The organism is Pseudomonas sp. NPDC087612, from assembly GCF_044743505.1.
GTDB lineage: Bacteria > Pseudomonadota > Gammaproteobacteria > Pseudomonadales > Pseudomonadaceae > Aquipseudomonas.
In genome coordinates this window covers 275,178-296,390 of record NZ_JBIUWO010000003.1, presented here as the reverse complement: position 1 = coordinate 296,390, position 21,213 = coordinate 275,178, and the positions used below count along the sequence as shown (strand labels likewise).

At 64.7% G+C, this 21,213-nt stretch carries 19 protein-coding genes; 7 read left to right on the top strand and 12 right to left on the bottom strand.

Features of this window, described 5'->3' with window-relative positions:
* Positions 1-23 precede the first annotated feature (23 nt).
* The 12 genes from phaC to gshB all read right to left on the bottom strand — a co-directional run bounded on the left by phaC (position 24) and on the right by gshB (position 11,621).
* A complete protein-coding gene (gene phaC / locus ACIOVF_RS07605) occupies positions 24-1,703 on the bottom strand; it encodes a class II poly(R)-hydroxyalkanoic acid synthase (RefSeq protein WP_195885504.1) in 1,680 nt (559 codons plus the stop codon).
* Positions 1,704-2,053: 350 nt separating this feature from the next.
* Entirely contained in the window at positions 2,054-2,431 is a 378-nt protein-coding gene (locus ACIOVF_RS07600; RefSeq protein WP_045193856.1) for a gamma-butyrobetaine hydroxylase-like domain-containing protein, read from the bottom strand.
* A 92-nt stretch (positions 2,432-2,523) separates the two neighbouring features.
* Complete coding sequence (hslU, locus tag ACIOVF_RS07595) at positions 2,524-3,861, bottom strand: ATP-dependent protease ATPase subunit HslU (RefSeq protein WP_045193855.1); 1,338 nt, start codon at positions 3,859-3,861, stop codon at positions 2,524-2,526.
* Between the two features lie 77 nt (positions 3,862-3,938).
* A complete protein-coding gene (gene hslV, locus ACIOVF_RS07590; protein WP_028945572.1) occupies positions 3,939-4,469 on the bottom strand; it encodes an ATP-dependent protease subunit HslV in 531 nt (176 codons plus the stop codon).
* Between the two features lie 177 nt (positions 4,470-4,646).
* Positions 4,647-5,918, bottom strand: coding sequence for a dihydroorotase (locus tag ACIOVF_RS07585; RefSeq protein ID WP_213602663.1), 1,272 nt, complete (start codon positions 5,916-5,918; stop codon positions 4,647-4,649).
* Entirely contained in the window at positions 5,915-6,919 is a 1,005-nt protein-coding gene (locus ACIOVF_RS07580) for an aspartate carbamoyltransferase catalytic subunit (RefSeq protein ID WP_010221491.1), read from the bottom strand. The genes ACIOVF_RS07585 and ACIOVF_RS07580 overlap by 4 nt, the downstream gene beginning before the upstream one ends.
* Before the next feature lie 12 nt (positions 6,920-6,931).
* On the bottom strand, positions 6,932-7,450 hold the full coding sequence (gene pyrR, locus ACIOVF_RS07575; RefSeq protein ID WP_010221492.1) for a bifunctional pyr operon transcriptional regulator/uracil phosphoribosyltransferase PyrR: 519 nt from the start codon (positions 7,448-7,450) through the stop codon (positions 6,932-6,934).
* A gap of 62 nt (positions 7,451-7,512) precedes the next feature.
* Complete coding sequence (gene ruvX / locus ACIOVF_RS07570) at positions 7,513-7,944, bottom strand: Holliday junction resolvase RuvX (RefSeq protein ID WP_401288562.1); 432 nt, start codon at positions 7,942-7,944, stop codon at positions 7,513-7,515.
* A complete protein-coding gene (locus ACIOVF_RS07565) occupies positions 7,944-8,513 on the bottom strand; it encodes a YqgE/AlgH family protein (RefSeq protein ID WP_045193852.1) in 570 nt (189 codons plus the stop codon). The genes ruvX and ACIOVF_RS07565 overlap by 1 nt, the downstream gene beginning before the upstream one ends.
* Before the next feature lie 71 nt (positions 8,514-8,584).
* The gene (locus tag ACIOVF_RS07560) at positions 8,585-9,568 is read right to left on the bottom strand and encodes an ankyrin repeat domain-containing protein (protein WP_401288559.1); all 984 of its coding nucleotides are present in this window, start codon (positions 9,566-9,568) and stop codon (positions 8,585-8,587) included.
* A gap of 84 nt (positions 9,569-9,652) precedes the next feature.
* The gene (locus ACIOVF_RS07555) at positions 9,653-10,558 is read right to left on the bottom strand and encodes an energy transducer TonB (protein WP_038997538.1); all 906 of its coding nucleotides are present in this window, start codon (positions 10,556-10,558) and stop codon (positions 9,653-9,655) included.
* 109 nt (positions 10,559-10,667) lie between these two features.
* Positions 10,668-11,621, bottom strand: a complete 954-nt coding sequence (gshB, locus tag ACIOVF_RS07550; RefSeq protein WP_045193851.1) for a glutathione synthase — start codon at positions 11,619-11,621, stop codon at positions 10,668-10,670.
* Between gshB and ACIOVF_RS07545 the strand changes: the two genes are divergently transcribed.
* Genes ACIOVF_RS07545 through ACIOVF_RS07515 form a run of 7 tightly spaced genes read left to right on the top strand, consistent with a single transcriptional unit; the run spans position 11,620 to position 21,165 of the window.
* Positions 11,620-11,898, top strand: coding sequence for a hypothetical protein (locus ACIOVF_RS07545; protein ID WP_177329128.1), 279 nt, complete (start codon positions 11,620-11,622; stop codon positions 11,896-11,898). The two genes, gshB and ACIOVF_RS07545, sit on opposite strands and share 2 nt — an antisense overlap.
* 37 nt (positions 11,899-11,935) lie before the next feature.
* Complete coding sequence (gene pilG, locus ACIOVF_RS07540; RefSeq protein ID WP_045193849.1) at positions 11,936-12,346, top strand: twitching motility response regulator PilG; 411 nt, start codon at positions 11,936-11,938, stop codon at positions 12,344-12,346.
* A 43-nt stretch (positions 12,347-12,389) separates the two neighbouring features.
* On the top strand, positions 12,390-12,755 hold the full coding sequence (gene pilH, locus ACIOVF_RS07535; RefSeq protein WP_045193983.1) for a twitching motility response regulator PilH: 366 nt from the start codon (positions 12,390-12,392) through the stop codon (positions 12,753-12,755).
* Positions 12,752-13,306: a chemotaxis protein CheW gene (locus ACIOVF_RS07530; RefSeq protein ID WP_082075373.1), complete on the top strand. Its 555-nt coding sequence runs from the start codon at positions 12,752-12,754 to the stop codon at positions 13,304-13,306. The genes pilH and ACIOVF_RS07530 overlap by 4 nt, the downstream gene beginning before the upstream one ends.
* A 15-nt stretch (positions 13,307-13,321) precedes the next feature.
* The gene (locus ACIOVF_RS07525) at positions 13,322-15,367 is read left to right on the top strand and encodes a methyl-accepting chemotaxis protein (protein ID WP_045193845.1); all 2,046 of its coding nucleotides are present in this window, start codon (positions 13,322-13,324) and stop codon (positions 15,365-15,367) included.
* Positions 15,368-15,392: 25 nt separating this feature from the next.
* Positions 15,393-20,705: an Hpt domain-containing protein gene (locus ACIOVF_RS07520; protein ID WP_401288550.1), complete on the top strand. Its 5,313-nt coding sequence runs from the start codon at positions 15,393-15,395 to the stop codon at positions 20,703-20,705.
* Positions 20,698-21,165 (top strand): chemotaxis protein CheW, encoded by a 468-nt coding sequence (locus ACIOVF_RS07515; protein ID WP_258716209.1) that lies wholly within the window; start codon positions 20,698-20,700, stop codon positions 21,163-21,165. The genes ACIOVF_RS07520 and ACIOVF_RS07515 overlap by 8 nt, the downstream gene beginning before the upstream one ends.
* Positions 21,166-21,213: the final 48 nt, after the last annotated feature.

Below are 21,213 nucleotides of genomic sequence, written 5' to 3'. Positions count from 1 at the left end.
GCGAGCTGCGGCGGTGTTCGCTATCAACGCTCGTGAACGTAGGTCCCTGGCGCTGCGGCACCGGCCACATGGGCCTTGTTGCCAAGGTTGACCGGGGCTTTTTTCAGCTTGCCGGAACGCTCGGCCAGCCAGGTGTGCCAGTACAGCCACCAGGAATCGGTGTGCTTGGTCGAGTTCTCTTGCCAGTCGAGGGCGCTGGCGGGCATTTCACTGTTGGTCATGTAGCGCGCCTTGGGGTTGCCCGGCGGGTTGAGGATGCTCTGGATATGGCCGCTGTTGGACAGCAGGAACTCGACCTTGCCACCGAACAGCTGCGCCGACTTGTAGCATGACTGCCACGGGGTGATGTGATCGGCGGTACCGGCGACGCTGAAGATGTCGGTGGTCACCTGCTTGAGGTCGATCGGCGTACCGCACACTTCCAGTGCATCGGGGCGCAGCAGTGGATTGTTTTTGAACATTTCGATCAGGTCGCCGTGGAAGGCGGCCGGCAGGCGCGTGGTGTCGTTGTTCCAGAACAGGATGTCGAACACCGGCGGCTCGTTGCCCAGCAGGTAGTTGTTGACCCAGTAGTTCCAGATCAGGTCGTTGGGGCGCATCCAGGCGAATACCTTGGCCATGTCTCGGCCTTCGAGCACACCGGCCTGATAGGAATGGCGCTTGGCCGCCTCGAGGGTCTGCTCGTCGACGAACAGGGCCACCTGGGTATCGAGGGTGGTATCGAGCACGCTGACCAGCAGGGTCAGGGCGTTGACCTTCTTTTCGCCCAGCGCCGCGTAGTGGCCCACCAGCGCAGTGCAGGTGATACCGCCGGAGCAGGCGCCGAGCATGTTCAGGTCCTTGCTGCCGGTGATCGCCAGGATCACGTCGACCGCTTCCTTGAGCGCGTCGATGTAGGTCGACAGGCCCCATTCGCGCTGGGACTTGGTCGGGTTGCGCCAGCTGACGATGAAGGTCTGCACGTTGGAGCGCAGGCAGAAACGCGCCAGGCTCTTTTCCGGGCTGAGGTCGAAGACGTAGAACTTGTTGATCTGCGGCGGCACCACCAGCAGCGGCTTTTCCAGCACCTGCTCGGTGATCGGCCGGTACTGGATCAGTTCCAGCACGTCATTGCGAAACACCACCGCGCCTTCGCTGGTGCCGAGGTTCTTGCCGACTTCGAAGGCGTCCATGTTCACCTGGCTGGGCATGCCGCCATTGTTGACCATGTCCTTGGCCAGGTTCGACAGGCCGTCGAGCAGGCTCTTGCCACCGGTTTCGAAGAAGCGCTTGACCGCCGCCGGGTTGGCTGCGGTGTTGGTCGGCGCCATGGCCTCGGTCATCAGGTTGATGACGAAGTGGCCGCGGCTGATGTCCTGGTCGGAGAGGTTGCTGGTATCGATCCAGTCGTGCAGTTCCTTGCGCCAGGCCAGGTAGGTCTGCAGGTAGCGGCGATACAGCGGGTTCTGGCTCCAGGCCGGGTCGTGAAAACGGCGGTCGTCGCCCTCGGGCTGCAAGCTCGACTTGCCGAAGATCACATCTTTCAGCTCCATGCCGAAATGGGCGACATGCTTGGCACTGTGCAGCGGTTGACGAATGGCCTGACGCAGGACCATTCGAGCAGATGTCAGCAAATCCTTGCGGCGCAAGCCGATCACCGGGTTCAGACCCAGGGTGTTTTCCGAGGCTTGGCGCTGCAGGTCATCGTTATTCTTGTTACTCATCTACGACGCTCCGTTGTCCTGAGACGAGTACCGGTTTGACTGTGCGCGTTACACAGACGAACGCCCGGTACTGCTGCTCGGGTGACCAGTGATAACGAACTGCGGTCCTGCGGCCGGATGCAAACGACGATGAGCCATGCGGGTTTTTTCTGCGTGAGAAGACTGCCTGCTTTCGCTCGCGACCTCTACATACCAGCCCGACCCTGCATTAAATCCGATGCAGGGAACTTGCCAGATCCATTGGTTACCCGACTTTTTGGTATAGCGCAAGACGGCCACTCATTGGCCGTGGTGCAGGCATTCAAGCAAATAGAATTAGAAAATGCGCTCTAAACCCTGAGGGGCCCGAGCTAGAGCATCAGCTTGACGATCGACTCGTTGGGGTCGCGGGATTTGCCGGCTTTTTTCAGCTCGCCAAGGTAGTCATCCCAGAGTTCCTGCTGGCGCAGGCACAACTGCTCAAGGTATTCCCAGGTGAACAGGCCGCTGTCGTGGCCGTCGTCGAAGGTCAGTTTCAGTGCGTACTGGCCGGCAGGTTCCAGCCCGCTCAAGCCAACGCCAAGCTTGCCGTACTGGAGGATCGGATTGCCGTGGCCCTGGACCTCGGCGGAAGGGGAGTGCACGCGCAGGAATTCGGCGGGCAGGTTGTACACCTCGCCTGGCCCGTAGGTCAGGGTAAGGGTCTTGGAGGCTTTGTGCAGGTTGATGCCGGTGGGGATTCTGGTCATGGATAAGGGCTCTTGGGCTACAAGCTGCAAGCTACAAGCTACAAGACACCGGTGTCCAGCTTGTAGCTTATAGCTTGCCGCTTGCCGCTGAGCTACAGAATGTAGCGAGACAGGTCTTCGTTCTGCGCCAATTCGCCCAGGTGGCTGTTGACGTAGTCGGCGTCGATGCGGATCGGCGCTTCGCTGTGGGCGCTGGCCAGGTCGCCGGCGCTGAACGACACCTCTTCGAGCAGGCGCTCGAGCAAGGTGTGCAGGCGACGGGCACCGATGTTCTCGGTTTTCTCGTTGACCTGCCAGGCGATCTCGGCCAGGCGCTTGATGCCGTCGGCGGCGAACTCGATGTTCAGGCCTTCGGTTTTCAGCAGCTCACGGTATTGCTCGGTGAGCGAGGCGTGCGGTTCGCTGAGGATACGCTCGAAGTCTTCCGGGCTCAGGGCCTTGAGTTCGACGCGAATCGGCAGGCGACCTTGCAGCTCGGGCACCAGGTCGCTCGGCTTGCTCAGGTGGAAGGCACCGGAGGCGATGAACAGGATGTGGTCGGTCTTGACCATGCCCAGCTTGGTGTTCACCGTGCAGCCTTCGATCAGTGGCAGCAGGTCGCGCTGCACGCCCTCACGGGAAACATCGGCGCCGCCAACGTTACCGCGCTTGGCAACCTTGTCGATTTCGTCGATGAACACGATGCCGTGCTGCTCGACCGCTTCCAGGGCCTTGGCCTTGAGCTCGTCTTCGTTGACCAGGCGCCCGGCTTCTTCGTCGCGCACCAGCTTGAGCGCTTCCTTGACCTTGAGCTTGCGGCTCTTGCGCTTGCCCTTGCCCATGTTGGCGAACAGGTTCTGCAACTGGTTGGTCATCTCCTCCATGCCCGGCGGCGCGGAAATATCGACACCCACGGCCTCGGCCACTTCGATCTCGATTTCCTTGTCGTCCAGCTGGCCTTCGCGCAAGCGCTTGCGGAACAGCTGGCGGGTGTTGGAGTCCTGGCTGGCGACCTGGTCTTCGTTGAAGCCGGTGCGCGCCGGTGGCAGCAGGGCGTCGAGGATGCGCTCTTCGGCAGCATCTTCGGCGCGGTGGCCGACGCGGATGATTTCCTGCTCGCGGAGCATCTTGATCGCCGCATCGGCGAGGTCGCGGATGATCGACTCGACGTCACGGCCGACATAGCCGACTTCGGTGAACTTGGTCGCTTCGACCTTGATGAACGGGGCGTTGGCAAGCTTTGCCAGGCGCCGGGCGATTTCGGTCTTGCCGACGCCGGTCGGGCCGATCATCAGGATGTTCTTCGGCGTCACTTCAACGCGCAGCTCGGCCGGCAGCTGCATGCGCCGCCAGCGGTTGCGCAGGGCGATGGCGACGGCGCGCTTGGCGTCGTCCTGGCCGATGATATGGCGGTTGAGTTCGTGGACGATCTCGCGGGGGGTCATGGACATGATAGTGATGGTCCTTGGGCTCGATAAGTCAGCGTGGAAAAGCCCGGCCACCGGGGCCGGGCGCCAGAACAGCTGAATTACTCGGCCAGGTCCTGCTCCTCGATGGTCAGGTTGTGGTTGGTGAACACACAGATGTCACCGGCGATGTTCAGCGCGGTCTCGGCGATTTCGCGGGCCGAGAGGTCGGTCTTTTGCAGCAGGGCGCGGGCGGCGGCCTGGGCGTAGGCGCCACCGGAACCCATGGCAATCAGGCCATCTTCGGGTTCGACCACGTCACCGTTGCCGGTGATGATCAGCGATGCGTCCTTGTTGGCTACCGCCAGCATGGCTTCCAGGCGGCTCAGGGAGCGGTCGGTACGCCACTCTTTGGCCAGCTCCACGGCGGCGCGGATCAGATGGCCCTGGTGTTTTTCCAGTTGCCCTTCAAAGCGTTCGAACAGGGTGAAGGCGTCGGCGGTGGCACCGGCGAAACCGGCGATGACCTGGCCGTGGTACAGGCGGCGGACTTTCTTGGCGTTGCCTTTCATCACGGTGTTGCCGAGAGAAACCTGGCCGTCGCCGCCCATGACGACTTTGCCGTGGCGGCGAACTGAAACGATGGTGGTCAAGGGAGAGTCTCCACGCAGCGGGGCGAAAATGCCTGATGCAGACTCATATGGGGGTGGTGGGAAGGATTTCAACCTTGCAGGATGAGTGGTAATGGCTATCGCGGGTCAAGCCCGCTCCCACAGAGATGGGTGAAATCCTGTGGGAGCGGGCTTGACCCGCGATGTAGCAGCGCAAACTCAGGCTTCGTGGCTGATATGCCCATCGACCAAGGTATAACGCACCGCACTCGGCAGGCAGTGGCCGATGAACGGGCAGTTGTCGCCCTTCGAGCGCCATTGCTCGCCGGCCAGGGTCGAGGCCTTGGCGTCGAACAGCACCAGGTCTGCGGCACTGCCTACCTTCAGCTCGCCCGCTGGCAGGCGCAGCGCTGCTGCAGGGCCTGCAGACAAACGTTGCAACAAAGTTGGCAAATCGAGCAGGCCGTCTTCCACCAGGGTCATGGCCAGCGGCAGCAACAGTTCGACACTGCTGATGCCCGGCTCGGTGGCGCCGAACGGTGCCAGTTTGGCATCCCGCTCGTGGGGCTGGTGATGGCTGGAAATCGCCTGGATCACCCCGGACTTCACCGCCTCGCGCAGGCCGTCGCGGTCGGCGCGGGTGCGCAGCGGCGGTTGCACGTGGTAGAGGCTGGAGAAGTCGCGCAGCGCTTCATCGGTGAGGATCAGCTGGTACAGGGCCACGTCGGCGGTCACCGGCAGGCCCAGTTCCTGGGCCTGGGCGATCAGCCGCGCGCCGCGGGCGCTGGTCAGCTGGCTGAAGTGCGCACGCACGCCGGTCTGTTCGACCAGCAGCAGGTTGCGCGCCAGGGCCACGGTCTCGGCGGTTTCCGGGATGCCCGGAAGGCCGAGGAAGCTGGCCATGGCGCCTTCGTGGGCCAGGCCACCCTGGGCCAGGTCGCGGTCCTGGGAGTGGAAGATCACCGTCAGGTCGAAGGTCGCGGCGTATTCCAGGGCGCGGGCCAGGGTGCGGTTGTTGGCAAAGGCATTGAGGCCGTTGCCAAAGGCCACGCAGCCGGCGTCGCGCAGGGCAATCAGCTCGGCAAGCTGCTCGCCTTCAAGGCCTTTGCTCAGGGCGCCGATCGGGTAGACCTTGCTGTGCCCGGCTTCGCGGGCGCGGTCGAGAATCAGCTCGGCCACTGCCGAGGTGTCCAGCACCGGCTTGGTCTGCGGCGGGCAGCACAGGCTGGTGACGCCACCGGCAGCGGCAGCGCGGGTTTCGCTGGCGATGCTGCCCTTGCGGCTGTAGCCGGGCTCGCGCAGGGCGACGTTGAGGTCGACCAGGCCGGGGGCGGCTACCAGGCCTTGGGCGTCGATGCTGCGCGCCGGCTTGAAGCCTGCCGGGGCGGCGCCGATGGCGATGATCTTGCCGGCATCGATGTGCAGGTCAGTGGTCTGGTCCAGGCCGCTCAGCGGGTCGATGACCCGGGCGCCGAGAATACTGAGGGTCACTGGGCGTTCTCCTGCTCGAATTGACGTTGCGCGGTCTGCCCGCTCATGGCCATGGACAGCACCGCCATGCGCACGGCGATGCCGTAGGTGACCTGGTTGAGGATCACCGAGTGGGCGCCGTCGGCCACCGCTGATTCAATCTCGACGCCGCGGTTGATCGGGCCCGGGTGCATGACGATGGCATCCGGCTTGGCCCCGGCCAGGCGCGCGGTGGTCAGGCCGAACAGGCGGTAGAACTCGCCTTCGCTGGGCAGCAGGCCGCCGGCCATGCGCTCACGCTGCAGGCGCAGCATGATCACCACGTCGACGTCCTTGAGGCCTTGCTCGAGGTCGGTGTAGACCTTCACCCCATACTGCTCGATACCAATCGGCAGCAGGGTTTTCGGGCCGATCACGCGGATGTCCGGGCAGCCCAGGGTTTTCAGCGCGAGCATGTTCGAGCGCGCCACCCGCGAGTGCAGGATGTCGCCGACGATGGCCACTGAGAGGTTCTCGAAGCCGCCCTTGTGCCGACGAATGGTGAGCATGTCGAGCATGCCCTGGGTCGGGTGGGCGTGGCGGCCGTCGCCGCCGTTGATGATCGCCACCTCCGGGCACACGTGCTCGGCGATGAAGTGCGCGGCGCCCGAGTCGGCATGACGCACGACGAACATGTCGGCGGCCATGGCTTCGAGGTTGCGCAGGGTGTCGAACAGGGTTTCACCCTTGCTGGTCGAAGAGGTCGACACGTTCAGGGTGATGACGTCGGCCGACAGCCGCTGGGCGGCCAGTTCGAAGGTGGTGCGGGTGCGCGTGGAGTTCTCGAAGAACACGTTGCAGACGGTCTTGCCGCGCAGCAACGGGACCTTCTTCACGGCCCGGGCGCCGACTTCGAGGAACGAGTCGGCGGTGTCGAGGATTTCGGTCAGCAGTTCGCGGGGCAAACCGTCGAGCGAGAGAAAGTGGCGCAGCTGGCCCTGATCATTGAGCTGCAGCGGGCGCTTGGCGTCGATTGGCGTCATCGCGGGGGACTCTTAAAGGGCGGAAGCGGAGGCGAGGTCCTGGCGCTCGAGGGCGAGCGGTGCGGGTCCGGTCAATTTTACCCGTTCATGGGCAGCCAGCGACAGGGTGGCGCCGACCACATTCGGCCGGATCGGCAATTCGCCGGCATCCAGGTCGAGCAGGCAGACCAGGGTCACGCTGGCCGGGCGGCCATAGTCGAACAGCTCGTTGAGGGCGGCGCGGATGGTACGCCCGCTCATCAGTACGTCGTCGATCAGCACCAGGTGCTGGCCTTCGATCTCGAACGGCAGGTCGGACGGGCGCACCTGCGGGTGCAGGCCGTTCTGGCTGAAGTCGTCGCGGTAGAAGGAAACGTCGAGCGTGCCCAGGGCGGCGTCGCTGCCCAGCTCTTCGAGCAGGGCCTGGGCGACCCAGACACCCCCGGTGCGGATGCCGATGAAACGCGGCTCGGCAATGGCGCGGCGGGCCAGATGGGCGCGAAGGTCGACGGCCATCTGCCGGATCAGTTCGGCGGGATTGGGTAGGCTCATGCTTGCTCCTCAAGAGGCCGGGGAGCGGTGCGCTGGCCCGGCTTGAATGCGATGATCGGGTCTCAGGCCCCGGTATTGGCCTCCAGCCAGCCCTGCAGCAGCAAGGCGGCGGCAATGGCATCCACCGGATTGTCGCGGTAACTGCCGCGCTGGCCGCCACGGGCCATGCGCTCGCCCTTGGCTTCGAAAGTGGTCAGGCGTTCGTCGTGGGTGTGGACCGGCAGGTTGAAACGGCCATTGAGGCGGCGGGCAAATTTTTCTGCGCGGTCGCTCATCTCGCTGGGGCTGCCATCCATGTTCAAGGGCAGGCCGACCACCAGGGCGTCGGGTTTCCACTCTTTGATCAGTTTTTCCACCTGGGCCCAGTCCGGCGTGCCGTTCTGCGCCTTGAGGGTGCACAGCTCGCGGGCCTGGCCGGTGATCACCTGGCCGACGGCGACGCCGATCTGGCGGCTGCCGTAGTCAAAGCCCAGCAGTAGACGTACTTCGGCCATCAGGCGTGCCCCGCCTGGCTGGTCAGCAGGCTGAGGTTGATCCCCAGGCTTGCCGCCGCAGCGGCCAGGCGCTGCTCACAGGCCATGCCGAAGATGATCTCGGGGTCGAACGGGCAGTTCAGCCAGGCGTTGTCGGCCAGCTCCGCTTCCAGCTGCCCGGCTTCCCAGCCGGCATAGCCGAGGGTAATCAGGCTCTGTTTCGGGCCCAGGCCGTCGGCGATGGCGAACAGCACGTCCTGGGAGGTGGTCAGCGACAGGCCGTCGAGTTCGACGGTGGCCTGGAAGCTGCGCTCGCTGGTGTGCAGGACGAAGCCGCGGTCGGTTTGCACCGGGCCGCCCATATAGATTGGTACATGAATGCAACTGGCCGGCGGTTCGACGTCCGGGCGCAGCTGTTCGAGGATATCGGCCAGGTTGAGGTCTTGTGGCCGATTGACCACCAGCCCCATCGCCCCATTGGCGTTGTGCTCGACGATGTAGGTCAAGGTCTGCGCGAAGTTCGGGTCGGCCATGTGTGGCATGGCAATCAGGAACTGATGCTTGAGGTAATCCGGGCTGAGGTTCTTCATGCCTGATAGTGTGGCGGTGAGTGGCCACGCTGACAAGGTGCTGGCGTCACCTTGTCAGCTTTACTGCGGGGTTACTTGAACAGCTTGACCACTTCTTCGGTGTACAGGGTTGGCGACTCTTCAGCGGCCGACAGCACGTACTCCTGGACGGTTTGCTGCTTGGCCTGCGGGTACTTGGCCAGGTAGCTCTCCGGGAACGCCGGGGCCTTGAGGCTGGAGCCGGCCTTGATCAGCGCGGCGACGCAGTCCGGGTTGTCCGTGCGGGCGGCTTCTTCCAGCGGCGTACCGACCGGGAAGGTGCCGTGCTGCTCGTGGTAGGCATCGATCGAGCTGCCTTTTTTCAGCAGCAGGGCAATGCGCTCGGCCGCTTGTGGGTCAGGTTGGCCGTTCATCTCAAAGGTGCGTTCGCAAACATGGTGCAGCGGCGTCGTGCCGGTCAGGGTTACCTGGTAGGGATTGGCGCCGGCAGCGACCAGCAGCTTGATCACCTCCAGGTTCGAGGCACCCGGTCCGGTCAATGGGGTAAAGCCGTTCGGCCGGACGGCCTTGGCATCGGCGCCGGAAGCCAGCAGCAGCTTGATCAGTTCGGCTGAGCCCTTGCCTGCTGCGGTGTTCAGCGGCGTAGCGGAATCGCCCTGGGCCAGCACGTTGACGTCGGCGCCGGCCTTGATCAGGCCTTTGACCATGCGCAGGTCGGCCTCGGAGGCCTTCGATTGCTCGGCCTGGTTGAGGACGAACAGCAGCAGGGTTTCACCGTTTTCCTGGATCGGTGTGTTGACGTCACCGATCTTTGGCAGGAACAGCTCGAACGGCGCGACGATCTTGTAGGAGGCGGCCAGGAACATCGGCTGGCCTTTCGGATCGGCACCCTGGTCGAGCAGGGCCTGGATCTTGGCCAGGCGCGCCGGGGTTTCGTCGTACTTGTACTCGCCAACTTCGTTGTACAGCTTCTGCGACAGCTCGGCGGCGTCGGCGAAGGCAGCAGCAGGCAGGACGCAGGCCGCCAGGGCCAGGCCGAGGGCGGCTGTTTTGCGGGCGAAATTGATGCGCGACATCAACAGAATCCTTTCTTGAGGGGGATATACGGGCGCGCATCATCGCAAAATGGCTATTGTTTTGCCATCAGGCGGAGCCTTAGATCAATTACTCTGCAGCCGGTCGCCGCGGGCGAAACGCCAGGTACGGATGATCTCCAGCCGGTCGATATCGGCCAGGTCGCCGGTGAACGGCGCGAACGGTGCGGCCAGGCGCACGATGCGCTGGGCGGCCTGGTCGAGCAGCGGCTGGCCGGAGGACTCCAGCACCAGCACTTCATACAGCGAACCGTCGCGGTTGATCGACACCATCAGCCGCAGGCTGCCGTAGATCTGCTGGCGCCGGGCTTCGTCGGGGTAGTTGAGGTTGCCGATACGCTCGACCTTCTTGCGCCACTCGTCCTTGTACCAGGCACCCTTGTCGCGCATGGTCGAGGCGGCATTAAGCCTGTGGATGCGCGGGCGCTTGGCGTACAGCTGCTGCTCGTTGGACAGTTCGGCTTCGAGGCTGGCGATCTGGCTGGACAGCTGCGAGCTGTCGAAGTCCGGGGTCGCGGCCTTGGGTTTGGGCTGCGGCTTGGCTTCCTTGGGTCGGGTTTCGACCTTTTCCGGCTTCGGCGCCTTGGTCGCCACTACTGCCTTGGGCGGCGTCGGTTGCGGTTGTACTTCGGGCTTGGCGGCCGGCGGCGGGGTGACCTTGTTGATCTTGCTGTCCTGGAAGGGCGCTACTTCGGTGGTTTTCGGCACCGCCTTCTTGTCCAGGGTGCCGCTGCCTTGCTGATTGTCCTGGGCCAGGTAATCGGCCTTCTGCGGCGCTTTCTCGCTTTTGAAGGTGGCCAGGGTGATTTCCATGGTCCGGCGGATTTCTTCGGGCTTGGCGAAGGTGAAGCCGACACCGAGAATCAGCGCCAGGTGCAGCAGCGCTGCCAGGAACAGGGTAAAACCCAGGCGATCCACCGGGCGTACGCGGGGTGGAGAGAAGTCGGCAGGGATGTCAGCAGGAAGCGTCATCAGGTATCCAGCAGCTGCAAAGACCGGGGGGAACCGGCAGAGCAGGTGCCCAGGTCATAAAAACGACCGGCATGATACCCCACTCTGCGCGGTTGCTCCGCGTCGGCTGTCAGCGCGCCTTGAGCTTGCGATCAATGGCATCCATCAACTGCACGCCGATCTGGGTGCCGAAGGCGTTGTCGATCTCGCGGATGCAGGTCGGGCTGGTGACGTTGATTTCGGTCAGGTGCTCGCCGATCACGTCCAGGCCGACGAACAGCAGGCCCTTCTCGCGCAGGGTCGGGCCGACCTGTGCGGCGATCCAGCGGTCGCGGTCGGTCAGCGGGCGGGCTTCGCCACGGCCGCCGGCGGCGAGGTTGCCACGGGTTTCGCCCGAGGCCGGAATGCGCGCCAGGCAATAGGGCACCGGCTCGCCGTCGATCATCAGGATGCGCTTGTCGCCGTCCTTGATGGCCGGCAGGTAGCCTTGCGCCATGATTTGCTGGGTGCCGTTGCCGGTCAGGGTCTCGAGGATTACCGAGAGGTTCGGGTCGCCCGGGCGATGGCGGAAGATCGAGGTGCCGCCCATGCCGTCCAGCGGCTTGAGGATGGTGTCGCCCTGCTGGTTGACGAATTCGCGCAGGATATCGGCGCGGCGGCTGACCAGGGTCGGTGGCGTGCACTGCGGGAACAGCGTGGCGAACAGCTTTTCGTTGCAGTCGCGCAGGCTCTGCGGGCGGTTGACCACCAGCACGCCGGCGGCTTCGGCCTGTTCCAGCAGGTAGGTGCTGTAGACGAACTCCATGTCGAACGGTGGATCCTTGCGCATCAGGATCACGTCCAGCTCGCTCAGGGCGCTGTCTTGCTCGGCGTCCAGCTCGAACCAGTGCTCCGGGTCGGCGAACACTTTCAGCGGGCGCATGCGTGCGCGGGCCTGGCCGGCGCCCTGGTAGAGGTCCTGCTGCTCCATGTAGAACAGCGACCAGCCGCGCTCCTGGGCGGCCAGCAACATGGCCAGCGAGCTGTCCTTTTTATAGGAAATGCGCGCAATGGGGTCCATGACAATCCCGAGGCGAACGCTCATGGGCAAAATCCTCTCAGCGGCAATGGGCCGCATTGGCTCGAATGAAAAGTGGCGTCAGGGTGGCGCTCGCAGCGCTGGCGGTCAAGGGAAAAACGCATCCTGGGCGGCGCTGCGCCGGGCGTCGGCGCGGGCCGATGGAATGCACCCCCCAGAGTGTGCTAAAAAGGCCTGGCACGTGGCCTGCACGGCCGTCTCCAGCTGCAAGCCACAAGCCATAAGCCACAAGAAAAAGCACGCCGCGTTCACCCTGCTTTTTCTTGCCGCCAGAAACTTGTAGCTTGCCGCTCATAGCGAGCAGCGATGGTAGAGCAATTATGGAACAGCCCGGCGCGGCATTGAAGGTGATGGTGATCGACGACTCCAAGACGATTCGCCGCACCGCCCAGATATTGCTCGGTGAAGCAGGATGTGAGGTCATCACGGCCATCGACGGTTTCGATGCCCTGGCCAAGATCATCGACCACCAGCCGCAGATCATTTTCGTCGACGTGCTGATGCCGCGTCTGGACGGCTACCAGACCTGCGCCCTGATCAAGCAGAACAGCACCTTCAAGGACACGCCGGTGATTCTCCTGTCGTCCCGCGATGGCCTGTTCGACAAGGCCCGTGGCCGTGTCGTCGGCTCTGATCAATTTTTGACCAAACCTTTCAGCAAGGAAGAGCTGCTGGACGCAATCAAGGCCCATGTGCCCGGATTCGCCGCAGAAGAACAACACGCACCCTGACGTTGCGCCGCCGCGCAGGCGTCTATTCCTTATGGGGAACAGCATGGCCCGAGTTCTGATCGTCGACGATTCGCCGACCGAAATGTACAAACTGACCGGTATGCTCGAAAAGCACGGGCATGAAGTGCTCAAGGCCGAAAACGGCGCCGATGGCGTAGCCCTGGCCCGCCACGAAAAGCCCGATGCGGTACTGATGGACATCGTCATGCCCGGGGTCAACGGCTTCCAGGCTACCCGCCAGTTGAGCAAAGACCCGGAAACCGCGCATATCCCGGTGATCATCGTCACCACCAAGGACCAGGAGACCGACAAGGTCTGGGGCCAGCGCCAGGGCGCCAAGGACTACCTGACCAAGCCGGTGGACGAAGACACCCTGATCAAAAAGCTCAACGACGTGCTCAAAGGTTGACCACCCAGCCCATGGGCGAGTCGCTGACGGCCTTCGAGCTGCTGCTGGACATCGACCGGCGCTGCCGGCTGCTGGCCGCCGACCTGCCGTTGCAGGAAACCCGCCTGCAAAGCTGGAGCGGCATCGGCTTTCGCATTGCCGAACAGTGGTTCGTCGCGCCCATGGGCGAAGTCGCCGAAGTGCTGCACGAGCCGCGCCTGAGCCGCATCCCCGGGGTCAAGCCCTGGGTCAGCGGTGTCGCCAACCTGCGTGGCCGGCTGCTGCCGGTGATGGACCTCTGCGGTTTCTTCGCCCTGGGCCTGTCGGCACCGCGCAAGCAGCGACGAGTGCTGGTGCTCGACCATGACGAGTTGTTTGCCGGCTTGCTGGTCGATGAAGTGCTGGGTTTGCAGCATTTCCCGCTGCACAGTCTGGACCTGTCGCCGCCAACGCCGTTGCTCAGTGCGGCCGCGCCCTTCGTCCAGGGGCATTTCCAGCGTGAGCGCAGCTGGGCGATCTTCAGCCCCTTCGCCCTGGCCCAGGCGCCGGGTTTCCTTGATGTCGCGCTGTAAAGGAATGCCACCTCCGTGACCACGACCAAGACGGCTCCATCGCCCCAGGGTTCCCGCAGCAGCGCGCAGATCGCGGCGCTGTTCGTGGTGCTGATCCTGTCGATCATCCTGCTGTTCGCCAACTTCGCCTACCTCAACACCCAGGCCAACTACGACAAGCAGTACATCGGCCATGCCGGCGAACTGCGGGTGCTGTCCCAGCGCATCGCCAAGAACGCCACTGAAGCGGCGGCCGGCAAGGCCGTGGCCTTCCGCCTGTTGAGCGAGGCGCGCAACGACTTCGAACAGCGCTGGGGCTACCTGAAAAAGGGCGATGCCAGCACCGGCCTGCCCGCTGCGCCGCCGGCGGTGCGCAAGGAAATGGACGCAGTGCTGCGTGACTGGGAAAACCTGCGCAAGAACACCGACACCATCCTGGCCAGCGAGCAGACCGTGCTGTCGTTGCACCAGGTCGCCGCGACCCTGGCCGAAACCGTGCCGCAGTTGCAGGTGGAATACGAGAAGGTCGTCGAGATCCTCCTGCAAAGCGGTGCGCCGGCCAGCCAGGTGGCCGTGGCCCAGCGCCAGTCGTTGCTGGCCGAGCGTATTCTTGGCTCGGTGAATACCGTACTGGCCGGCGACGACACCGCTGTGCAGGCCGCCGATGCCTTCGGCCGCGACGCCAGCCGTTTCGGCCAGGTACTCGAGGCCATGCTCGGCGGTAACGAAGCGATCCAGGTTACCCGCGTGCAGGATCCGGACGCCCGCGCGCGCCTGGGCGAGATCGCCGAGCTGTTCCAGTTTGTCGCAGGCTCCGTCGACGAAATCCTCGAAACCTCGCCCGAGCTGTTCCGTGTGCGCGAAGCCGCCGGGAGCATCTTCGGCCTTTCGCAAACCCTGCTCGATGAAGCCTCGCGCCTGGCCACCGGGTTTGAAAACCTGGCTGGCGGCCGAACCCTGGATACCGTCGGCGGCTATGTACTGGGTTTGCTGGCGCTGGCGTCGATCATTCTCATCGGCCTGGTGATGGTTCGCACCACCCACCGCCAGTTGCACGAAACTGCCGAGAAGAACGAGCGCAACCAGCAGGCGATCATGCGCCTGCTCGACGAAATTGAAGACCTTGCTGACGGCGACCTGACCGTAACCGTGTCGGTGACCGAAGACTTCACCGGCGCCATTGCCGATTCGATCAATTACTCCATCGACCAGCTGCGCGACCTGGTGGCGACCATCAACCTCAGCGCCGAGGAAGTTGCCGCCGCCGTGCAAGACACCCAGAACACCGCGCGCCAACTGGCCAAGGCCTCCGAGCACCAGGCCCAGCAGATCAGCGATGCCTCGGTGGCGGTGGGCGACATGGCTGAATCCATCGACCGCGTTTCCACCCACGCCTACGAATCGGCCAAGGTGGCCGAGCGTTCGGTGGCTATCGCCAACAAGGGCAACGAGGTGGTGCACAACACCATCAACGGCATGGACAACATCCGCGAGCAGATCCAGGACACCGCCAAGCGGATCAAGCGCCTGGGCGAGTCGTCCCAGGAGATCGGCGATATCGTCAGCCTGATCGACGACATTGCCGACCAGACCAACATCCTCGCCCTCAACGCGGCAATCCAGGCTTCGCTGGCCGGTGAAGCCGGGCGCGGTTTTGCCGTGGTTGCCGACGAAGTACAGCGCCTGGCCGAACGCTCATCGTCGGCCACGCGGCAGATCGAAGCGCTGGTGCGTACCATTCAGGCCGACACCAACGAAGCGGTGATCTCCATGGAGCAGACCACCGCCGAAGTGGTGCGCGGTGCGCGCCTGGCCCAGGATGCCGGGGTCGCCCTGGCCGAAATCGAAGGCGTGTCGCAGACCCTCGCCGACCTGATTCACAGCATCTCCGACGCCGCCCAGCTGCAGACCTCTTCGGCCGGGCAGATCTCGCATACCATGTCGGTGATCCAGCAGATCACCTCGCAAACTTCGGCCGGCTCCACCGCCACCGCCGAGAGCATCGGTAACCTGGCGCGCATGGCCAGTGAAATGCGCCGCTCGGTGTCCGGTTTTACCCTGCCGCCGACGCCACCGCGTTGAGGGCATCATGGTGATGGGAGCAGTTATGGCGGATCGGCACGATACGGTGGCGCTGGCCTGGGTCAGAGGGGCGATCGCCGACTGCCTGGGCCAGGCACGCCTGACCCTTGAACACTTTGCCGCCGAGCCCGGCGATGAAGCGGTGCTCGACGGATTCGTCGAACAGCTGCACCAGGTGCGCGGCTGCCTGCTGATGCTCGAACTGCACGGCGCGGCGCTGCTCGCCGAAGAAATGGAACAACTGGGCCTGGCCTTGCGCCAGGGCCGCGCCAGCCAGCGCGGTGAAGCGCTGGGCGCGTTGTTTCGCGGCCTTGAGCAATTGCCGCTGTACCTGGAGCGCCTGCGCAGCGCCCGCCGCGACTTGCCGCTGGTGGTGTTGCCAGTGCTCAACCAATTGCGTGCCGAGCGCGGTGCCCAGGCCCTGGCCCAGGACAGCCTGCTGAGCAGCAGCCCGGCCGACGCCGAAGAGCTGGCCAACCTCGACCTGTACCTGGGCACCTGGCGCGATCGCCTGCAGGCCGGGCCCGATCGTGATGCCTTGCGTTCGGTGGTCGCCGCCCTGTGCGAAGACCTAAAGCGGGTCAAGGAGCGCCTCGACCAGTTCGTGCGCGGCGACCGCCAGCATCTGGAGGAACTGGAACCGTTACTGGCGCCGCTGCGCCAGATCGCCGACACCCTGGCGGTCCTCGGCTTTGGCCAGCCGCGGCGGGTGATCATCGACCAGGTGCTGGTGCTGCAAAGCCTGGCCCAGGGTCAGCGCGAGCCTGCCGATGCGCTGCTGATGGATATCGCCGGCGCGCTGTTGTATGTCGAGGCCACCCTGGCCGGCATGGTCGGGCCGCTGGAGCAGAACAGCCAGAGCCCGCTGCCGGGCACCGACCTGGCGGAGATTCGCCAGCTGGTGCTGGAGGAAGCCTTCGCCGTGCTGCAGCAGGTCAAGGACCTGATCGGCGATTGCCTCGACGCCGGCTGGCAGCCGCAGCGTCTGCAGCCAGTGCCGGGCCTGCTGCAACAGGTGCGTGGCGCGCTGGCGATGCTGATGCTGCCGCGCGCAGCGGCGTTGATCGGGCAGTGCGGCGACTACGTGCATGCACAGCTGCTGGGCAGCGAGACCCTGGCGGATACTGCAGCCCTGAGCCACCTGGCCGAGGCCGTGAGTGCCTGTGAATGCTCCCTGCAATGGCTGATTGCCGATCCCCAGGCCAACCCTTCGCGGTTCCTCGAGGCGGCGCAGCACAGCCTGGCTGCTTTGGGTTATCGGCCCGAGCCGGAACCGGCGTTGGTGGAAGCGCCTGTTGTTGCGGCGGATGAAGAAGCACCAATCGACGACGAGCTGCGGGAAATTTTCCTCGAAGAGGCCCACGAACTTCTGCCTTTGCTCAATCAGATGTGGACGCGCTGGCAAGCCGACGGCGCCGATCGTGACGCCCTGATCGAACTGCGCCGCGGTCTGCACACCCTCAAGGGTAGCGGGCGGATGGTCCGCGCCCAGGTGCTGGGGGAACTGGCCTGGGCGGCGGAGCACCTGCTCAATCGCGTGCTCGAGGGCCGGGTAGATATCGGTGCAGCGCCCCTGGCCGCCTTGCAGCAAGCGCTGGACACACTGCCTGGCTTGCTCGGCGAGTTTGCCCAGGCACTGGCGCCGGCGCATCCGCAGGTTGAACAACTGGCCGCGCACCTGCACGCCCTGGCCATGAACGATCCGCGCAGCGAGGCCGAGGCCGGCGAAGCCATCGACCCGCAATTGCTGGAGATCTTTCGCAACGAAGCCCTGGGTCACCTGGACAGTCTCGAAGCCTTCCTGCACGAGGCCGACAAGCAGTTGCCGCTGGCGGTCAGCGATAACCTGCAGCGTGCCCTGCACACCCTCAAGGGCAGTGCGGCGATGGCCGGGGTAGTACCGATTGCCGAGCTGGCCGGCGCCCTGGACTTGCTGGCGCGGGAGTTCAAGGCCCATCAGCTGGCCTTCGACCTGGAAGAAATCTACCTGCTGGAAACTGCCGAGCCGCTGCTGCGCCGTGGCGTGCAGCAGCTCTCCAGCGCGCCTCTGGCGCCGATTGCCGGGGCCGCGACGCTGATCGCCGATATTCACCAGGTGGTCGATGCGCGCCTGCAAGCTTTGCTCGAGGCGCCAAGCCAGGGCCTGCGGGTCAAGCGCGACCCGCAACTGATTGCCAGCTTCCTGGCCCAGGGCATGGACATCCTGCTCGACGCCGAATCGTTGCTTTTGCGCTGGCAGGAGCACCCGGGCGAGCGCCAGGAACTCAATGCCCTGCTTGATGAACTGACCACCCTCGGCCAGAGCGCACACCTGGCCGACCTGTGGCAGGTGGATGAGCTCTGTGAAGCCTTGCTCGACCTCTATGGCGCCGTGGAGGAGAGCAGCCTGGCGGTCAGCCCGCGGTTCTTCAGCGAGGCGCAAAGCGCCCATGAAGCGCTGATCGACATGCTCGACCAGATCGCCGCCGGCCAGGAAGTCGACCCGCGTCCGGAACGCCTGCAGGCCTTGCGCGAGCTGCTTGACGAAGGCCTCGACCCAGCGGCCATGGGCCTGGTCAGCAGCCAGGGCGGGACAATCACCGAGCTTGCCAGTGCCACCGCCGAACTTGCGGCCCAAGCGCCGGACCCGGCCATGCTCGAACTGTTTCTCGATGAAGCCAGCGACATTCTCGACAGCGCCGACCAGGCCCTGGCGCGCTGGCTACTGGATACCGACAACGCCTCGGCGCTGTCGTCGCTGGCCCGCGACCTGCAAACCCTCAAGGGGGGCGCGCAGATGGCCGCCATGGGCGCGTTCGAGGTGCTGGCACAAGAGCTTGAGCTGCTTTACGAAGGTTTGGTGGACCGGCGCTTCAGCCCTGGCGCCGAGCTGTTTGCCCTGCTCAAGCGCAGCCACCGGCAACTGGCGCAGATGCTCGAACAACTGCAGCAAGGCCAGGTGCCGGCTGCCCAGGTAGAGCTGCTGGCGGCGCTGCGCGAGTTTCGTCATGAGGCGCCGCCGCCGGTGCCTGTGGATAAACCCGTCGAAGCGCAGCAGGATGCCGGCGACAAAGAGCTGCTGGAGATCTTCCTCGAAGAAAGCCTGGACCTGGTCGAAAGCTCCAGCGCGGCCTTGCTGCGCTGGCAGGCCGAGCCGCGTAATGGCGTTGAGGTAGAGAACCTGCTGCGCGACCTGCACACCCTCAAGGGCGGTGCGCGGATGGTCGAGATCGGGCCGATCGGCGATCTGGCCCATGAACTGGAGTTTCTCTACGAACTGCTCGCCGCCGGCCAGTTGCAACCGAGCCCGGCGCTGTTCAGCCTGCTGCAGAATTGCCACGACCGCCTGGCGCACATGCTCGATGCAGTACGCCTGCAACAGCCGTTGCACGCGGCCACGGCGCTGATCGACTACATCCGCAACTTCAGCAGCGCGGCACTGGCCGACACCGCCGCCGGCCAGGCGCACGCGGATACGGCGCCGCCAGAGCTGCCGGTGACCGCCCCTGAGCGTGGCGCCGGGGATATGGTCAAGGTGGCCTCGGAGCTGCTTGATGACCTGGGCAACCTGGCCGGAGAGAATTCGATCATCCGTGGCCGCATTGAGCAGCAGGTCAACGACGCGCAAGTGGCCCTGAACGAGATGGAAACCACCCTGGAGCGCATGCGCGACCAGTTGCGCCGCCTGGATACCGAAACCCAGGGGCGCATCCTCAGCCGCCAGGCCGATGGCGACGGCCAGGCCTACGACGATTTCGACCCGCTGGAAATGGACCGCCATTCGCAGCTGCAGCAACTGTCGCGGGCGTTGTTCGAATCGGCCTCCGACCTGCTCGACCTCAAGGAAACCCTGAGCGTGCGCGCCCATGACGCGCACAGCCTGTTGCAGCAACAGGCGCGGGTCAACAGCGACCTGCAGGAAGGCCTGATGCGCACCCGCATGGTGCCGTTCGAGCGCCTGGTGCCGCGCTTGCAGCGGGTGGTGCGGCAGGTCTCCAGCGAGCTGGGCAAGCAGGTCGAACTGGTGGTCGGCAATGCCGAGGGCGAGATGGACCGCAGCGTTCTGGAACGCATGATGGCGCCGCTGGAGCACATGCTGCGCAACGCCGTCGACCATGGCCTGGAGTCGCGCGAGGCGCGCCTGGCAGCGGGTAAGCCTGCGCACGGGCTGATCTCGCTGAACCTGCTGCATGAAGGCGCCGACATCGTCATTGAAATGACCGACGACGGTGCTGGGGTGCCGCTGGAAGCCGTGCGGCGCAAGGCGATCAAGCGCGGTTTGCTCGACCCTGCAGCGGTGCTCAGTGACCACGAGATCATGCAGTTCATCCTCCAGCCAGGGTTTTCCACCGCCGAGAAGATCACCCAGATTTCCGGGCGCGGCCTGGGCATGGACGTGGTCCATGAAGAGGTCAAGCAGCTCGGAGGTTCGATGGTGATCGAGTCGAAGCCGGGCAAGGGCGCGCGCTTTTTGATTCGCCTGCCATTCACGGTGTCGATCAACCGCGGCTTGATGGTGCACTACGGCGAAGAGCAGTACGCGATTCCGCTCAATACCATCGAAGGCATCGTCCGCGTGCCGCCGGCCGAACTCGAGGCGTGCTATCAGCTTGATCCGCCGCATTACCAGTACGCCGGGCATCGCTACGAGCTGCGCTACCTGGGCGAGCTGCTGCAGGGGGCGGCGCAGCCGAAACTGTTGGGCCAGAGCCTGCCGCTGCCGGTGCTGCTGGTGCACTCCCACGACCAGCAATACGCTGTGCAGGTCGATGGCCTGGCGGCCAGCCGCGAGATCGTGGTCAAAAGCCTGGGGCCGCAGTTTGCCGCGGTCCAGGGCTTGTCCGGGGCGACCTTGCTGGGCGATGGCCGGGTGGTGCTGATTCTCGATCTGCTCGGCCAGTTGCGCGGTTTGCAGCAGCAGTTGGCGCTGCACCAGCACAGCAGCGAAGGCCTGCGCCGGGACAGCCATGGCAGCTTGCCGCAACGGCCGCTGCTGGTAATGGTGGTGGATGACTCGGTGACGGTGCGCAAGGTTACCGGGCGCCTGCTCGAACGCCACGGCATGAACGTACTGACCGCCAAGGACGGGGTCGATGCCATGGCCCTGCTGCAGGAGCATCGCCCGGACATTCTCCTGCTGGATATCGAGATGCCGCGCATGGACGGCTTTGAAGTCGCCACGCAGATCCGCCACGACCCCAGGCTCAAGGACCTGCCGATCATCATGATCACTTCGCGTACCGGCCAGAAACACCGCGACCGGGCCATGGCCATCGGCGTCAATGACTACCTGGGCAAGCCCTATCAGGAATCGGTGCTGCTGCAGAGCATCGCCCAATGGAGTCGCCGCGATGCTTGAACAACCGGCCCGGCAAAACCGGCGCAGCAGCCTCACCGGCCTGCTGCTGCCCTTGAGCGATCGCTGCCTGGTACTGCCCAACGTGGCCGTGGCCGAACTGATCGGCTTTCAGGCCGGCAGCCCGGCGCTGGACGCGCCCGAGTGGATGCTTGGCTGGATCGACTGGCGCGGCCAGCGCCTGCCGCTGCTGAGTTTCGAGTCGGCCTGCGACGGCCAGTTGCAGGTGGGCGAGCGGGCGCGGATCGTTGTGCTCAATGCCCTGGGCAACAGCTCGCTGCGCTTTGTCGCCTTGCTGGTGCAGGGTATTCCGCGCTCGTGCAAGCTCGACAGCCAGCTCAACTACGTCGATGTGCCGCTGGCCGGCCTGGAGCTGGCAGCGGTACAGGTGGGCGAACAGGTGGCACGGGTGCCGGACCTGCCCGCGCTGGAGCAACTGTTGGTAGACGCAGGGGTGGTTTGACGCATTTGCCTGTGTAGGATGGGAGACCTGTTTTAAGTCAGGAGGATC

Bases quoted from the DNA above. Each gene is read 5' to 3' on its own strand.
- phaC (WP_195885504.1), bottom strand. From the start codon at position 1,703: ATGAGTAACAAGAATAACGATGACCTGCAGCGCCAAGCCTCGGAAAAC.
- ACIOVF_RS07600 (WP_045193856.1), bottom strand. From the start codon at position 2,431: ATGACCAGAATCCCCACCGGCATCAACCTGCACAAAGCCTCCAAGACC.
- hslU (WP_045193855.1), bottom strand. From the start codon at position 3,861: ATGTCCATGACCCCCCGCGAGATCGTCCACGAACTCAACCGCCATATC.
- ACIOVF_RS07580 (WP_010221491.1), bottom strand. From the start codon at position 6,919: ATGACGCCAATCGACGCCAAGCGCCCGCTGCAGCTCAATGATCAGGGC.
- pyrR (WP_010221492.1), bottom strand. From the start codon at position 7,450: ATGAGCCTACCCAATCCCGCCGAACTGATCCGGCAGATGGCCGTCGAC.
- ruvX (WP_401288562.1), bottom strand. From the start codon at position 7,944: ATGGCCGAAGTACGTCTACTGCTGGGCTTTGACTACGGCAGCCGCCAG.
- ACIOVF_RS07565 (WP_045193852.1), bottom strand. From the start codon at position 8,513: ATGAAGAACCTCAGCCCGGATTACCTCAAGCATCAGTTCCTGATTGCC.
- ACIOVF_RS07560 (WP_401288559.1), bottom strand. From the start codon at position 9,568: ATGTCGCGCATCAATTTCGCCCGCAAAACAGCCGCCCTCGGCCTGGCC.
- ACIOVF_RS07555 (WP_038997538.1), bottom strand. From the start codon at position 10,558: ATGACGCTTCCTGCTGACATCCCTGCCGACTTCTCTCCACCCCGCGTA.
- ACIOVF_RS07545 (WP_177329128.1), top strand. From the start codon at position 11,620: ATGGGCAAAATCCTCTCAGCGGCAATGGGCCGCATTGGCTCGAATGAA.
- gshB (WP_045193851.1), bottom strand. From the start codon at position 11,621: ATGAGCGTTCGCCTCGGGATTGTCATGGACCCCATTGCGCGCATTTCC.
- pilG (WP_045193849.1), top strand. From the start codon at position 11,936: ATGGAACAGCCCGGCGCGGCATTGAAGGTGATGGTGATCGACGACTCC.
- pilH (WP_045193983.1), top strand. From the start codon at position 12,390: ATGGCCCGAGTTCTGATCGTCGACGATTCGCCGACCGAAATGTACAAA.
- ACIOVF_RS07520 (WP_401288550.1), top strand. From the start codon at position 15,393: ATGGCGGATCGGCACGATACGGTGGCGCTGGCCTGGGTCAGAGGGGCG.
- ACIOVF_RS07515 (WP_258716209.1), top strand. From the start codon at position 20,698: ATGCTTGAACAACCGGCCCGGCAAAACCGGCGCAGCAGCCTCACCGGC.